Annotated in this window: 9 protein-coding genes; 2 read left to right on the forward strand and 7 right to left on the reverse strand. The window is 60.6% G+C overall.

The window, feature by feature from the left end:
• Positions 1 to 13 precede the first annotated feature (13 nt).
• The 7 genes from PH562_RS04515 to PH562_RS04545 form a co-directional block, all read right to left on the reverse strand.
• Positions 14 to 1,510 carry a lipopolysaccharide biosynthesis protein gene (locus PH562_RS04515; RefSeq protein ID WP_285171755.1) on the reverse strand — a complete coding sequence of 499 codons (1,497 nt, stop codon included), beginning with the start codon at positions 1,508 to 1,510 and terminating at the stop codon, positions 14 to 16.
• Positions 1,511 to 1,736: 226 nt separating this feature from the next.
• On the reverse strand, positions 1,737 to 2,366 hold the full coding sequence (locus PH562_RS04520; RefSeq protein WP_113232887.1) for a DnaJ domain-containing protein: 630 nt from the start codon (positions 2,364 to 2,366) through the stop codon (positions 1,737 to 1,739).
• Between the two features lie 346 nt (positions 2,367 to 2,712).
• Complete coding sequence (locus PH562_RS04525) at positions 2,713 to 4,215, reverse strand: DegQ family serine endoprotease (protein ID WP_285171756.1); 1,503 nt, start codon at positions 4,213 to 4,215, stop codon at positions 2,713 to 2,715.
• Positions 4,216 to 4,477: 262 nt separating this feature from the next.
• A complete protein-coding gene (locus PH562_RS04530) occupies positions 4,478 to 5,134 on the reverse strand; it encodes a DUF2161 domain-containing phosphodiesterase (RefSeq protein ID WP_285171757.1) in 657 nt (218 codons plus the stop codon).
• 155 nt (positions 5,135 to 5,289) lie between these two features.
• Entirely contained in the window at positions 5,290 to 8,550 is a 3,261-nt protein-coding gene (locus tag PH562_RS04535; RefSeq protein WP_285171758.1) for a GH36-type glycosyl hydrolase domain-containing protein, read from the reverse strand.
• Between the two features lie 176 nt (positions 8,551 to 8,726).
• A complete protein-coding gene (locus PH562_RS04540; protein ID WP_285171759.1) occupies positions 8,727 to 11,195 on the reverse strand; it encodes a glycoside hydrolase family 2 protein in 2,469 nt (822 codons plus the stop codon).
• A gap of 28 nt (positions 11,196 to 11,223) precedes the next feature.
• Complete coding sequence (locus PH562_RS04545) at positions 11,224 to 11,922, reverse strand: FadR/GntR family transcriptional regulator (RefSeq protein ID WP_285171760.1); 699 nt, start codon at positions 11,920 to 11,922, stop codon at positions 11,224 to 11,226.
• 117 nt (positions 11,923 to 12,039) lie between these two features.
• Here PH562_RS04545 and uxuA point away from each other — a divergent pair, with 117 nt between their 5' ends.
• Together uxuA and PH562_RS04555 are read left to right on the forward strand one after the other, a co-directional pair.
• On the forward strand, positions 12,040 to 13,218 hold the full coding sequence (uxuA, locus tag PH562_RS04550) for a mannonate dehydratase (RefSeq protein ID WP_285171761.1): 1,179 nt from the start codon (positions 12,040 to 12,042) through the stop codon (positions 13,216 to 13,218).
• Positions 13,219 to 13,404: 186 nt separating this feature from the next.
• A complete protein-coding gene (locus PH562_RS04555) occupies positions 13,405 to 15,495 on the forward strand; it encodes a putative bifunctional diguanylate cyclase/phosphodiesterase (RefSeq protein WP_285171762.1) in 2,091 nt (696 codons plus the stop codon).
• Positions 15,496 to 15,566 lie beyond the last annotated feature (71 nt).

Raw genomic sequence — 15,566 nt, forward strand, 5'->3', positions numbered from 1 at the left:
TTCGCGATGACTGCTACTGTGCCTTCGCGCGACGGCCTTGCAGCGTCGTTCGCATGAGGAAGAGGACCCTTTCCCGGCATAAGAGAAGGATGAGGCCCGAGTAGGCGAGGCCACCGACCAGGACTTCGCAGACGAGGCGTTCCGCAAGGGGCCGGTCGATCAAGGCCGACGAAATTGCCACGACGGCGACAAGCATGCCGAGATAAGCGGCAATGGGCCTCAGGAACTGACCGAAATATTCCGCGATGCTGAGGCCGATCAACCGCGACACCATCCACAGCGTCACCGGCCAGAGCATCACCACTCCGAGCATGAGTCCGAAGACGACGGTCGCCACCCCATATTGGTGAAGAACGAACACGGTGAGGATCGAGACGACGTTGCGCACCAGCTGATAGTAGAACCACCAGTCGGATCTGCCCTGGCTGGTGATCAGGGATGCCTGGATGATGCCGATGCCGGCCATCAGGCCGATGACGCAGAAGAAGCGAACCGGCCAGATGGCCGCCGCCCAGTGGGGTCCGAAAATCAGTGGAATGGCATCGTCGGCGACCGCCGCGAGCCCCATGAAAGCCGGGAAAGATACCAGCGAGCAACCGAAGGTCGCCATAAGGAATGCTTCGCGCACTTTGTCCTTATCATGCTGCAATGACGAGAGCAGCACGTGGCTGACGGAATTCAGACCGCCCGCCACGACATTGTTGAGCATCTCGTAGAGCCGCCGGGCGAAATTATAGATACCGAGAGCGGCCGGGCTTACCAGCGTGCCGATGATCAGCTGGTCGAGATTCATGGTCTGGAGGAAGCGGTTGCCCGAGGCGAAGATGCCGTAATGCAGCAGTTCGCGCAGGCTCGAGAGCTTTACTCTGAAGCCAGGCAGCCATTTTGCACCCCAGAAAGCGGCGATGCAGGCGGCCGCCGGTGCAGCGATCTGGGCGATCGCAAGCGCCCACAGACCGAAACCGGCGAAGATCAGCGAGAGACAGATGACCGCCGAAACAGAGGTGGCGATCGCGGTACGGGCCGCAGCAAGATGGAAGGACATCGTGCGGCCGATCAGTGCATTGGGGACGATGATCATCATGTCGAAGAAGATTTTCAGGCCGATGATCAGCAGCAGCTTGACGATATCGTCATGCCCGAGCCAATGAGCTAGAAATGGCGAAAGCAGAAACAGCGCGGCATAGAGGATGGCTGCGGAGACGAAGGATAGCCAGAAGACCGTATCGAGATGGCTGCGCCGAATGGATTTCTGCTGGATTAGTGCCTCGCCGAAGGCCGTCGGGCCGAAGCCGGAGGCGAAACTGACGATGGCGAAGGCGAGCGCTACCAGACCGAAATCCTGCGGCAGAAGGAAACGGGAGGTGACGACGAAGACAAGGCTGTTGAGTGCCGTCGGGATAAGCGTATCCAGCGCCGACCAGAATGCGCCCCTCAATGCGGCCCGCGACCGGTTTTCGCTCAGATGTTCAAAGACGACTTCATCCGCTTCGGACGCCAGCAATCGCATACCTCGCCGTTTTAGATCTGCGGCGGATACCGGAGTCCCGGCGCCCGCCATTGCCGCTTCGCCATCGTTCGATGGAGCAGGACGGCGTGTTGGATGCTTGATCTAGGCCAGCCCCTCGATTTGTCTAGGGAGAATTGTTGCATTGCAACATTGCGTTGCTGAAAGTGATCTCGCGATCAAGGCAAACGCGAAATTTGTCTCCCTGGAGCGGTGAAAAGCGCCGCCTCTACTGCGCGGCCGAGCGGACCCTTGGCTCGTCCCATTCGATTTCGGGAGCAGCATCGGTATCATCCAAAGGCTCGTTCATCTCGTATAGATAGCCTTCGAGCATGTCGCAGGCGCGTTCGCTGGCGCCGATCTTGGCTTCCGTTTCGCTGATGGCGGTGGCGATCGCCTTGATGCGGGCGCGCAGCATGTGGCCGACCACGTCCTTGCCGGGGCGCTTGCCCAGCCGGTCGAGGTGAAGGCCGATGCGATTGGAGTGTCGCTCGAGCTCGCTCTTGCTGAAATTTGCCTTGCGAATTTCTTCCAGAAGGCTCGCCCGCATCTTGGCGACCGGATCGAAAGTACCCGGTTCGCGCTCGTCCAGCACTATCTCGGTAATCAGCTTTTCAATGGCAACCAGCGCCTGCAGGTCGACGGCATCGGTCAGTTCGACATCATAGCCGGTATCGTCGAACACCTTGCGGCGTACGGGATCGAGAAGAAGCTCGTAGGCCTTCTGCAGCTGCGCGAAAGCTTCGGTATCGCCGCCGGAATCCGGATGGGCTGCCTTCGCGCGCTTGCGATAAGCCGCCTTGATCTGCTCTTCGCCCGCATCGCGCGCAACGCCGAGAATATCGTATGGATCAGTCACTCCAACTCCTGCCGCCGCTTATTCCTGTTTTAAGGCCTGGCCACTGATATCGCCGGCGCGGTTTAAACCTCCCGCCTGACCGTTTCAATCGGCTCCGGCGCTATTTGTACCATCACAAAGGCAGAGTTTGGACAAAAAGAGTCCTATGTCAAAGGCGAGCAACCTCTTCTGTGGAAATTCAGCGCCTCAGAGCGTTCGGTCGAGGAAGACGTTCGAGCGTGACTGCTTGAGCCGGTAGAGTTGGCAAAGATCAGCATCGCTGAACGCCAGGGCTTGCTGGTGAGATAACGGCAATCGGCCCGCTTCGCTGTAGGAAGCGGGCCGATTGCAGAATGTCCCAGAATTTTTATGCGGCCGAGAACGGCACGGCGACGAAGGTCTTGTTGCCGTCGCGCTCGATCAGGAGCAGGACGGACTTGCGGCCATCCTTGCCGGCTTTGGCAACGGCCGTCTGCACCTCATGGGCGTTGCGCACCGGCTGGTCGTTGACCGAAACGATAATGTCGCCGGTCTGGATGCCGGCAGCAGCGGCGGGCTTCTCCGGATTGACGCTGGCGACGACAGCGCCCTCGATGCCATGCGGCAGGTTCAGCTGCTCACGCACATCGGGTGTGAGGTTGGCAAGGCCGACGCCGATGCTTGGCTGGTTGGCGGGCAGCACCTTGCCGTCGCCGGCGTCGTTGGCGGCCTGCTTGCTGTCGTCATTGCCGCCGATGGTGACATTGACATCCATGCTCTTGCCGCCGCGCCACAGGGTGATGGAACGCTTGTCGCCGGGAGAGAGATCGGCGACGAGCCGCGACAGATCCTTCGGCGTCTTGACGGCTTCGTTCCCGACGGCCGTGACGATATCGCCGCTCTTGATGCCGGCGCGTGCGGCCGGCGTATCATCGTTGACGCTGGCAACGAGCGCACCCTGGGTCTGGGAGAGGCCCATGGCATTGGCGATATCCGAGGTTACCGGCTGGATGGCGACGCCGAGATAACCGTGGTCGATCGAGCCGTTCTTCTCGAGCTTCGCGACGATCGCCTTGGCCTCGTCCGAAGGAATGGCAAAGCCGACGCCGACGCTGCCGCCGTTCGGCGAGTAGATGGCTGTGTTGATGCCGACGACATTGCCTTCGCGGTCGACCAGCGGGCCGCCGGAATTGCCATGGTTGATGGGGGCATCGATCTGGATGAAGTCGTCATAGGGGCCGCTGTGCAGGTCGCGGCCGCGAGCCGATACGATGCCGGCTGTGACGGTCGTGCCGATGCCGAAGGGATTGCCTATGGCGAGAATCTGGTCGCCAAGCTTCAGCTTGTCGGAATCACCCCAGGCGATGGTGGCGAGCGGCTTCGGCGCGTTGATCTTCAGGACGGCAAGATCGGATTTGGCATCGGCGCCCAAAAGCTTGGCCGGTAGCTCGGTGCCATCATCAAGCGTCACCTTGATGTCGACCGCATTCTGAATGACATGGTTGTTGGTGACGATTATGCCGTCCGGGCTGATGATGAAACCGGAACCGAGCGCCATGGCGCGCTGGCTCTGCTGCTGGTGCGGCATCTGCTTCGGGAAGGGGATACCCTGGTTTTCGAAGAATTGCCGGAACTGCTCGTCCATCGGCGAGTTGCTGCCGTCGGCGCTGGTATCGGTCGCCTTCATGGTGGTGGTGACGGTGACGACGGCCGGCTTGTCGGCATCGACGATCGGAGCGAAGGAGCCGCCGGGTGCGATGATGCCGGCCGGTTCGGCGGCCGAGGCGACGGTTGCGGATGTGCTGAAGGCAAAAGGCAGTGCGCCGGCCCCGACGATGATAGCGGCGCCGACAATGGCGGCTGTGCGATGTTTGCGGAGAAGAGAAGGCATGGCAAAAGTCCCTTGCGAGATCGTTGGCGGTTTGTCGGCCCGTCCATACCGGGGACGGGCTGTAATTGGTTCCGCGTCAATTTTGCGAGCGGCTTTGTTTCCCGTTTTTACTGCGGGAAGCAAAGTATAGATTTGAATTGGCGCTTGGTGTTAATATGATCCGCCAGAAAACTTTTACAAATTAAATATTGATCATGTTTTTATTGCAAAATTTTAAGATATTACATGAATTTAATGTTGGTCGACCGGAAATTTTCCATATTTAAAGCTGCGCTGCCGGCCAGCGCTTGAGGGCCTCTGTTCCAAGCTCCGTCAGTGCGTAAATGCCGCGGTCGATGCGCTCGAACCAGCCATAGACATTATCCCTTAGAATTTGTGGGGCCTTCGGTGCCGCTTCGCGCATATCCTTCGGGCGTTGCACGCCGTTTTCGATGGCGGCGGCGCAGGCAAGGGCCTGCTGGCGATAGGCGGTCATGATCGGCTTACGCGTGCTGCCGCCAAGTGCCGGGTCACCCTTGCGTCGGCGATGTTCGTCGACAAGGCGTGATCTGCGCCGTGCATTCTTGCGGGGCATCGGCGAGACGGGGCTGACGACGATGTCGACCAGGTCATTGTCGGATACCGCGAGCATGCCGAAGCCCAGCCTTCGGCAAAGGTCGCGGAACCGGCGATCGCCTTCCCGCCCCTTGCCCTTTGTCGAGACGCGGGCGGCAATCCAAACTTCGTCGCTGGCAGCGGCGCGATCCACTGCCTGCAGGATGAGTTCGAGATTAAAGGTCATCTTCAGCTCGCAGATGACGACGACCGGCGGCTCGCCATCAGTCAGTCCCACGAGGTCGCAGCCGCCGATCTCGCCTTTCACCGCATAGCCGGCGGCTTCGAGAAATGACTTGATCGGGAGATAGAGCGCCGTTTCCAAATCCGCCTCCGGGCTTTGCACATCCGCATGAGCTTAGCCGATTCGGTTAACCAGAAGGTCCACGGCGGCAAGAAGGCACTCCCAGAGGTGTTGGCGACTATCCCAGGCTGGCAAAAGGAGCCGGCGCTGCTGCCCCTCTTGCCATTCGCCGCTGCTCAGGCCTTGAAATCCAGCTTGACGTCGCAGGCGCCGATCGAGGCCGGCAGGAGCGGCTTGCGGATGCGCTGGCCGAATTGCCGCTTGAAGCCGAAGATGTTGCCGATCAGGCTCTTGGTATAGAGGCCGGGGCCGCTCGAATAGATGCGCCAGCCGCCATCGACGGCGATATCGCCCGCCTTGACGCGTGCCCATTCCGCGGATGCCTGATAGCGGTCGTCGAAGGCCGCGTCGCTGCTGCTGAAATAGGTGTTGCGCTGGCGGAGCGACGCATGTTCCACCCGGCCGCTGACGGCGATCGGATTGGCGAGCGCGAGTGCCGCCCATACGGCTTCGGCATCGTCTTCGAGCGCCAAGGCTTCGCAGTAGCGAAGATGCGCATGCACATACATGAGCCCGATCTCGCGACCGAAAAAGGACGAGGATTCGGCACGCCGGAAGAGTTTTTCCGGACCACCGGAATAGGTTGCCGGCTTTTCCATCAGCCGCACACCGTCCGGGAACAGCAGGTTCTCGCGGATGATCTTCATGTGGGCGTGGCGCTGATCCGGCGTGAAGAGGCCGCCGATCATCGGCTGCGTCATCGCGATCAGCGAATAATGCAGGCCGGTGCGGGTATCCTCTGGATGCAGCAGCAATTCGACGCTATCATGGCTCGGATCGAAGACGCCGTAGCCAGCGACGATGCCGTCGCGCATCAGGAGCCTGTTGAAATCGGCGCGCATGGCAACGGCGGTTGCCTGAAGCGACTGCGCTTCCTCATTGCGGCTGGCAAGCGTCAGGATGTTGGCGTAGCGCACCAGCTGCTCGTAAAGCAGCGATACCGTCCAGCTGCTGACCATCCAGTCGCGCAAATGCGGATCGGCTGGCTGCAGGCTGTCGTTCCAGTCGCCTTCACCGTAGCGGATCAGGCTCGTGCCCGGCACGAAGCGGCTGCGCACGGTGTCCAGCAGTTTCTCGATGTGATCGGAGATCGTTGCGCGTTCCGAGGTTAGCTGCATGGTGTCGTCGGCGCGCCACGGCACCGTTTCGGCGAGGAAGGTAATATCGCCGGTCGCCTCGATGTAATCGCAGAGCGCCTTCAGCGGCCAGACAACGATATCGCCATGCGCCTCGCCGGCGCGGATATTGGCATAAGGCTCGAGCATGAACCATTGCGGCCAGTCGCCGCGATCGCGATACTGCTCGGAAAAGAGCGTCAAAAGGATCTGCCGCACCTCTTCGTCATGCTCGTAGGCCAGCAGGAATTCGATCGGACCCTGGCAGACGTCACGCGTGCCCCAGGCAGCTCCCGTATATTGTTCAAGCCCATGCGGCACGCTCAAATGGACGATCGCGTCATGCGCGATCCAGGGCAGCATGACGGCCTGCGCCGCCACATCGCGGCCATCACCCTCGATGCGTGCGCCCCGCGTCACATGGCTCCAGAAGCGGCGCGCCGGCGCCAGCATCTCTTCGCTTTCGACACCGGCACTGTAGCGCGCGGCAAGGGCCTCGGCCGCCTCCGGATCGGTCATCGAACCCGTGACGGCAAAGCGCAACTCCTTCGTTGGATGCGATTTCAGGGCGATGAATGGGCCGTTGCGGGCGGTGCCATCGCTATAGAGCAGTTCATCGCCGCCAACGGCGTCGAACGCATCCGGGGTCGAGGTGACGAGATGGTATCCAGCCTTCGGATACCGGTCCCACAGCCAGGACGGCTGCGGGCGGAAGGAAATGCGCTTGGCCGCCGTATCGACCGTGATATTCGCCACGGCTTCATAATCACGTTCGCCAAGCACGATTTGACCGAAGACGAGGAAGCGGCAGGCGGCGCCCTCTACGGAAACGCTCCATTGCATCGCCGGGTCGTCGCCGGAGGCGATTGCCGAAACGATAATGGTGCGGCCGGGAAGGAGGTAGATCCAACGCGTGTCGCTCAAGCCCATCTCGAAGGCGGCAGGCACGCCAAGCAGGCGCCAGCCATCGCCGAGATCAACGAGGATGCGCAGCCCGCTCGACCGGGTCAGATTGTAGGGATCGCGCGACACCGAAAACAGCTTGTGGAAAGACGTGTTGCCGATGGTCAGCTGCGCCGCGAAGATGCCCTGCATCCAGCAGGTGGCGGCCAGTGTCTGGTCGTCGAGCAGCATGTTCTGGCCGCTGCGAACGATGGCACCGTGGCGGCGCGCCACCTGCCGCTCTTTTTCGCGCAGCACGATGTGCCTGTTATGCGGCCCGTCGGGTACGAAGAAGGAGATCAGCTTTCCATCGGCATGTTCTTCCAGCATACGCTGTGGGTAGAGCTCATCGATCGCGGCTTGATCCAGATCGTCGCTTTCGGCAAGCGGCGCGTCCTGCACGAGGCTGCGCACTGGTTGTCCAGCTGATATCGTCTCCGCTGCCAGCTCACTTTGAAGCGCCGGCAGGCCATCGAGATTGGCAAGATCGGCATCGCTGGAAGCGGCCGGATGATCGGCGATGAAGAGCCCGAAGAAGGTCGTGGTCGCTGATGCACCTGCTGCAAGGGAAAGCGGCTTCGACTGGATTGTCGGGCAGGCGACCTCATGCTGGCGGCGCACGCTCGGAAGGCTGGCGCCGAAATCCGGCACCATGACGTCATCATTGTTCTTGGAGGGCACGAGGAGCTGGATTGCATCCGTCGCGTAGGCCGCCGCACCTTGGAGGCAACCCTGAGCAAGCCACGGATTTCGTCCGCCACCCTGCTTGAGGTTCTGCCTGACCATGATGACAGAACCGAAGGCGGCGTGGTTGGCAATGTGGTGATCGATATATTGCGAGGCATAGGCTTCGCTGTTCATCAGGAAGCCACGATCGCCGAGGCCGACATCCTGAACCAGGATGAGATCGGCCGAAAGCGTCGCATTGGTGCTGTTTTCCAGCGAAATTTGCCAGAACCATGCGGTCTCGTTCGGGTGCAACCGCAGGCTGACCGTATGTCTGACCCCGGCCGTCACGCCGCTCCAGGAAAAGCCGGTTCTGCCATGGCCGAACTGCACGGCAGCTTTCGGACCAACGATTTCGGCCGTCGCCGGCTTAGGCCCGCCGACGCGCAGATAGAGCCGGCCAATGCCGCCATAGACAGGCGACCCGAGCACCTGATTGATCATGACGCCGCCCTGCTGGTCGGCAAAGTCGATCGAAAACAGCGTGCCATTCGGCAGGGCCGAAGCCGAAAGGCCGGCGGTATTGCCGAGTGTGATGAGGCCAAGTTCTTCGCGGCGGGGCGTTTGAAAGCTGCGATTGGTGTCCGAGGACATAAGCGTGATCTCGCTGATTCATGGATCGGATGAGGGGCACTAGATCACAAGGCGGCGCCCGATCATAGGAGGCAATTCGCCATTCACCAGCGCAATCTTTTGTGACGGCTTACGGAAAATACAGGCCTCGATCCGGCGCAATGCGCCGGATCTTTTCCGTGAGAGAGCACCCGGTTTCAGTGATGTGGAAGCTCCGCAATCTGGTTGGCCGTGCGAAGGATTGACGAAAGATCGGCATCGTCGAAGGCTTCCTTGGAGATGGCTTTGACCTTGAATGTCCTGCTTTCGCCCGGCGCGAGATTGACCAACATCTCGTCGACCTCGGCATTCGGATTGATGCGATCGACGAACAGGCAGACATCCCGCAGGAACGACTGCGCCGTGATGGTGACTGCAACACCGTCCACCGTCTGGATGGTCTCGATGTCGAAGCGAGCCTGCGGATATTGCAGCTGCATGTCCTTTTCGAAGAACCACCAGGCTTCGGCATCGCCGAGACGGGCGCGCAGATATTCGCGGCGCGGATCGCTTGGGGTCGCGACCTCGGTCGGGATCTCGATATCCGCATTTTCGAAACGATCGCATAGGATGCGCCAGACGTGATGACGGGCGAGCAGCTTGCCGTTGAAATCGAAGCGCTCGACTGTGAACGGCACGCGCCAGAATAGCGTTGCGTCATTGACGGCAACGGCGGCCAGCCCATCGCCGCGCGGCTGGATGGTGAGGAGATGCGGCGCGTAGCTATGCTTCAAGGCATACCAGAGCGGCTTCTTCCGGCCAGCGCCATCGACGGCCGCCCAGGAGGTCACCGGCCAGCAATCGTTGAGCTGCCAGACGATCGTGCCCATGCAGGTCGGCCGATGCGAGCGCATGTGGTCGATGCCGAAGCTGATCGCGCGCGCCTGGTTCAGCTGGGTGACGAAGAGCCAGTCGTCGAAATTTTGCGGGTGGGGAAACCAGCCTTCCAACCCCTGCAGTAGCTTGTCATTGCCGCCGGTTGCCTTCTGGTGATGCAGGACCGCGGGAGAGGCCGGGGTGCGATCCTTCTCGCGAACGGATTGGGCAAGGGTTGCGAAGGTCGGCGGAGCCTGCCAGCCGAATTCGGAGCAGAAGCGCGGGATGTAGTTGCGGTAAGTCTCATAGCCCACCTCGTTCCAGACGTCCCATATGTGTCTGCAACCGTGCTCGTCCGCATTCGGGGCGATTTCCATGGAACCGGAATAGGGGCTGCCCGGCCAATAGGGTCGGGTCGGGTCGATTTCGGCCACAAGCTTCGGCAGCAGATCGAGATAGTAGCCGGCGCCCCAGGGGCGGTTGCCGAGCACATCCTGCCAGCCCCAGTCGAAATAGCCCCAGATATTCTCGTTATTGCCGTTCCAGATGACCAGCGAGGCATAGGGCATGAGCCTTGTGATCGCTTCGCGCGCTTCCGCCTCGACCTCGCTGTAGACGGGCTCTTCTTCGGGATAGGTGGCGCAGGCAAACAAGAAATCCTGCCAGACCATGATGCCGGCGGCATCGCATTCCTCGTAGAACGTATCGGTCTCATAGATGCCGCCGCCCCAGACGCGCAGCATGTTCATATTGGCATCGCGCGCCTGGGCGATCCGCTCACGGTAGCGCTCGCGCGTCACGCGCGGCAGGAAGCAATCGTCGGGGATCCAGTTGGCGCCGCGGGCAAAGACCGGCACGTCGTTGACGACAAGCGTGAAGGCGGAGCCGATCTCGTCCGGCGTCGTATCCAGCCGCACGGAGCGGAAGCCGACGCGCCGCTTCCAGCCGTCGAGTGATGCACCATCAGAGCCGAGCAGCTGCAGGTCGAGATCGTAAAGCGGCTGGCCGCCCATGCCATGCGGCCACCAGACCTGCGGATTGTCGATCCGGCATTCGATCAGCGCGTGGGTCTCGCCTTGCGCGACGCGCACTTCCGAGCGCTTGCCGCCGACGGAGAGCACGAGCGCCGCGCTATCCGTGCCCTTGTCGGCCCATTCGATTTCGACCTGCAGGCGTGCGACGCCCTGGCTGCCTTGCAGGGTGATTTCCGGGCGGACGCTGCCGAGACGGGCCTTCGACCAGCTCTCGATGATGACCGGTTTCCAGATGCCCGAAGTGACGACGGTCGGGCCCCAGTCCCAACCAAAATTGCAGGCCATCTTGCGGATGAGATTGCTCGGGCCGGGATAATTCTGGGGGATATCGGCGGCGCTGCCCAGCTGCTTGCGGACTTCCTCGCCATGTTCATAGGCGGATTGGAAATCGACGATCAGCTCGTTGCGGCCGCTTTTCAGGTGATCGCCGATGCCGAAGCGGTAGCTGCGATGCATATTGCGGGTTTCGCCAAGCAAACTGCCGTTCAGTTCCAGGCGTGCCGCCGTGTCGAGGCCAAGGCAGGAAAGATCAATGCGCTCGGCGTCTTCGCCATCCCAATCGAAGGCCAGGCGGTAACGCCAGGCGGAACGCCCAATCCAGTCCTGCGAGATCTCGTTGACGTCGAGATAGGGATCGGTGATCAGCTGCGCCGCCATCAGGTCGAGATGCACATCGCCCGGCACGGTCGCGGGGATCGAATTGGGCAGGGCCGGTGCGCTGGAGGGCGCGCGAAGGCGCGAGATGGTCCAGCCGGTGTCGAGCGTCTGTCTTTTCATGTCATGTATCCGTGATGAAATGGATGTCTCAAACAGCCTTTGGCGCGATGAACTGCAGGCCCGCCTGCAGGTGGCGGTTCATGTGATAGGCGTAAGCGATTCGATCCCGTTGTTCCAACGCTTCGATGATGGCGCGATGGTCATGATAGGCGCTGTCGACCGCCTCGCGTGAGCGCTTTCCCGCCTCCATCAGGCGCTGCAACAATGGCTGCAGAATGCCATAGACTTGTGACAAGGTCTGATTGCCGGCGAAGCCGACAAGGGCGGCATGAAACCTGAAATCAAGTTCCGCAGCCTCGGCCAATGTCGATGCGGCCTTCATCGCGTCGTTGATGGAGCTCAGCCTGTCGATGGCGGTTTCATCGGCAGCTTCGAACAGAAGATCACTGAGATTGACCTCGATGAGGCGCCGAAACCCCTGGATATCGAGAAAGCTTTCTGCCGAGATGTCGATAGCGAAGGAGAAGAGGTCCATCAGTGCCTGCTGGCGACGATCCGTAATCACCGCGCCGACCTTCTGGCGGCTTTCGACAATGCCATAGGCCTTCAGGATGCGAATCGCTTCGCGCACCGTATTGCGGCTGGCATTGAACATGGACGCAAGTTCGGCTTCCGAGGGCAGTGCGTCTCCGAGACCGAGATTGCGCTCGCGCATCAGTCGTCGCAATGCGTCGACCACCTGATCGACTGCTGAACCTCTATCCTCGATATCAGCGGTTTTCGCCACCGTCGCTCCTCCGTTGTTGAAAGCATATTGTTGGTCAATAACGGGTGTCAAGTGATAGAGAATGATGGACATTTCGCTTTTCAGCGGTATTTTGACCGACAAATGGAGGGGTGTCGCATGGAAAGCTGCTGGCGTTGGTTTGGTCCGAAAGATCTCGTTCCGCTTTTGCATGCCCGCCAGGCCGGCGCGACGGGCATCGTCACGGCATTGCATGAAGTTTCCCATTCACGCGTCTGGACTCCGGCCGAAATCGAGGCGCGAAAGGCGCTGGTGGAAGCGGCGGGGCTGCGCTGGAGCGTCTGTGAATCGATCCCGGTACCAAGCGCGATAAAGCTTGGCGGGGCAGGGGCAAAGGCCGCGATCGGCGTCTGGAAGGACAGCCTTGCCAATCTCGCCCGCTCCGGCATCAAAACCGTCTGCTATAATTTCATGCCCGTCGTCGACTGGACCCGTACGGATCTGCGCTTCGAAATGCCGAACACCGCACTCGCATTGCGCTTCGACATGGCCGAGTTCGTCGCCTATGACGTCTTCGTCCTTCGCAGGAAGGGTGCAGAAGAAAATTATGCACCGGGTCTGCTACGGCGCGCCGAGGAGCGGCTGAAGGAGCTCTCGCCAGCGGCCGTGCAACGGCTGGAGAATAACATCATCGCCGGCCTTCCCGGCGGCGAGGACAGCTATGGCCGCGAAGCCATCCGCTCTGCCATCGCCCTTTTCGACGGAATGACAGCAGAAGATCTCCAGGCCAATCTCGACGCTTTTCTGCGGGAGGTCGTGCCGGTTGCTGCCGAATTCGGTGCCAGGCTTGCGATTCATCCAGACGATCCGCCGATTTCGCTCTTCGGCCTGCCGCGTGTCGTGTCGACGGCGGCAGACCTGCGCCGCATTCTGGGCATTGTCGATGATCCGGCCAACGGTTTGACGCTCTGTGTCGGCTCTCTCGGCTCCCGTGCCGACAATGATGTGCTGGCGATCGCCCGCGAATTTGCCTCCCGCATCAATTTCGCGCATCTGCGCGACGTTGCGATCGAAGCCGATGGATCCTTCGTGGAAGCCTCCCATTTGGAGGGACGCAGCGATATGTATGCCATTCTGCGCACATTGCTCGTGGAGGAGGCGCGGCGTCGCAAAGAGGGGCGGGAAGACCATATGATCCCGATGCGGCCGGACCACGGACATCTTATCGGCGATGATATCGATAAGCCGACCAATCCCGGCTATTCCCTCATCGGCCGCCTGAAAGGTCTTGGGGAGCTTCACGGCGTCATCCATGCGATCGGCAGGGCGGGACTTTGAACCTTACGGCATTTGCGATCTCATATCGATGAAACGGGGCAAAGGGAATAAAGCCTGTCGTTGCATATTCGATAGGCTTTTGCCTAAAGTTTAATCTCGTTACTATTTTGATTTTATTTAGTTTTTTCGTCTATCAATGTCCAATTCGCTAATCTTCAAACTCGAATTGGCAAGGTCGACCTTCCTATGAATTCCGTTTGGCCCGACGCCCCGAACGACGATTTTCGGTCGCTTTTCAAGACGCATCCGTCACCGATGTGGGTCTATGATCCGCAGACGTTGAAGTTTCTGATCGTCAACGATGCGGCCCGCGATCTCTATGGCTATGGCGATTCGGACTTCGCGGTCATGACCGTGCTCGACATCAGGCCATCTGTGGAGCGCGAGCGGATGCTGGATGCCGTGCACCACCGTACCGACATCGAGACGGCGCAGCGCTGGACGCATCTGAAGGCAGATGGCGAGACATTCGAGGTTCTGACCTATGGGCGGGAGATCCGCTTCGACGGCAAGATGGCGATCCTGGCGATCGTGCAGGACCGCACCGAGGTCAATGCGGCACGGCGGCAGGTCGATGCCACCCAGTCGCTGCTCGACAGCATCGTCGACAATCTCCCGGTCGGCGTCTTCGTCAAGGATATGGAGCGCGACGGCCGCTATATTCTGTTCAACGAGGCGTGCGGCGGTATCGTCGGGCGGGCAGCACAGGATATGATCGGCAAGTCGGACCGGGCGATATTTTCCGACGAGCAGACGGCGCTTTTCCGGGAGCAGGACAAGCTCGCCTTCGAAACCGCCGAAACCGTCTACTTCGAGGAAACCATTCACACGGTGGATGGCGTGTTGCGTATCCTGAAGACAGCGAAGCGGGCGCTTCCCGCCCCGTCAGGGCAAGCGCCGCGCTATGTTCTCGGCATTTCCCAGGATGTCACCGCGGAACGCAGTGTCGAGGCGCGGCTTGCGCATCTTGCCATGCATGATTCCCTGACCGGCCTTCCGAACAGAGCTTTCTTTTCCGAGAGCATCGTGCGGCAGGTGGCTGCTGCGAGGCCGGAAAAGCCGATCGCGCTGCTCTACATCGATGTCGATCATTTCAAGCATATCAACGACAGCAAAGGCCATGCCGCCGGTGACATGCTCCTGCGCCAGGTTGCCGAACGCCTCCAGCAGCTTGCCGAGAGGAGCGATCTGGTTGCGCGCCTGGGCGGCGACGAGTTCGCGCTGGTTTTAAGGATGACGGATGCGGGGCGAGCCCGGCGCTTCGCCGACCTGCTGTTGCAATCGCTCTCGGCACCCTTCGATCTCGACGGCGTGCGGGAACATGTGACCTGCAGTATCGGCATTGCCATGGCGCCTGAACACGGCAACGACGCCGATGTCCTGATGCGGGATGCGGATCTGGCCCTCTATGCAGCCAAGGCAAGCGGCCGCTCGACTTATCGCTTCTACCAGACGGAGATGCGGCTCGAAGCTGAACGGCGCCATCAGCTTACGCTGGAGCTTCGTGATGCGTTGCAGAACGACGAACTCGAGCTTCATTACCAGCCGATCATCCGGCTGGACGAGGATGTTCTTTCCGGCTTCGAAGCTTTGATCCGCTGGCGCCATCCCAAGCGTGGGCTCATCGCGCCGGCGGAATTCATCCCCGTCGCCGAAGAAACGGGGATGATCGTGCCGATCGGCGATTGGGTGCTGCGGGAGGCCTGCCGGGCTGCCATGGAGTGGCCGGAACATCTGAAGGTGGCCATCAACCTGTCCGTCTATCAGTTCCGTCATGCGAGCCTGCTGGCCACCGTGGTCTCGGCGCTGAGCGAGACAGGTCTTTGCCCCGGACGCCTGGAGATCGAAGTCACGGAATCCATCCTGCTTTCCGAGGTCGAGCAAAGCCTGTCGCTGCTGCGTGCCCTCAAAGAGCTCGGTATTCGCATCGCGATCGACGATTTCGGCACGGGTTATTCCTCGCTCAGCTATCTGCGCTCCTTCTCTTTCGACAAGATCAAGCTCGACCGCAGTTTCGTCGCCGGCATGGATGCCGATCCCGGCAATCTTGCCATCGTGAGGGCCGTAGTTGGCATAGCCTCCGGCTTCAATGCGGTGACATTGGCCGAAGGCATCGAGACGGAGGCGCAATTGGCGAAATTGCGGACTGAAGGTTATCATGAAGTGCAGGGTTTCCTGCTTGGGCGGCCAATGTCGCGCGAGGATGCCCTGGCGCGAATTCTCCATGAGGCCTATCCCGCTCGGACCTTGCGTGTCCGAAAACCAGCACATGTATGAACGCCGAAACGCTTGGGCGGCTGTCGCAAATAAAGGCTAAAAAATTTGGTCCTTGTTGTCGGGAAGGGTAG

Source organism: Rhizobium centroccidentale (assembly GCF_030182565.1).
GTDB lineage: Bacteria > Pseudomonadota > Alphaproteobacteria > Rhizobiales > Rhizobiaceae > Rhizobium.

What these genes read in the sequence shown, in the direction of transcription:
- PH562_RS04525 (WP_285171756.1), bottom strand. Translation starts at nt 4,215, where the DNA reads ATGCCTTCTCTTCTCCGCAAACATCGCACAGCCGCCATTGTCGGCGCC.
- PH562_RS04540 (WP_285171759.1), bottom strand. Translation starts at nt 11,195, where the DNA reads ATGAAAAGACAGACGCTCGACACCGGCTGGACCATCTCGCGCCTTCGC.
- PH562_RS04535 (WP_285171758.1), bottom strand. Translation starts at nt 8,550, where the DNA reads ATGTCCTCGGACACCAATCGCAGCTTTCAAACGCCCCGCCGCGAAGAA.
- PH562_RS04515 (WP_285171755.1), bottom strand. Translation starts at nt 1,510, where the DNA reads ATGCGATTGCTGGCGTCCGAAGCGGATGAAGTCGTCTTTGAACATCTG.
- uxuA (WP_285171761.1), top strand. Translation starts at nt 12,040, where the DNA reads ATGGAAAGCTGCTGGCGTTGGTTTGGTCCGAAAGATCTCGTTCCGCTT.
- PH562_RS04555 (WP_285171762.1), top strand. Translation starts at nt 13,405, where the DNA reads ATGAATTCCGTTTGGCCCGACGCCCCGAACGACGATTTTCGGTCGCTT.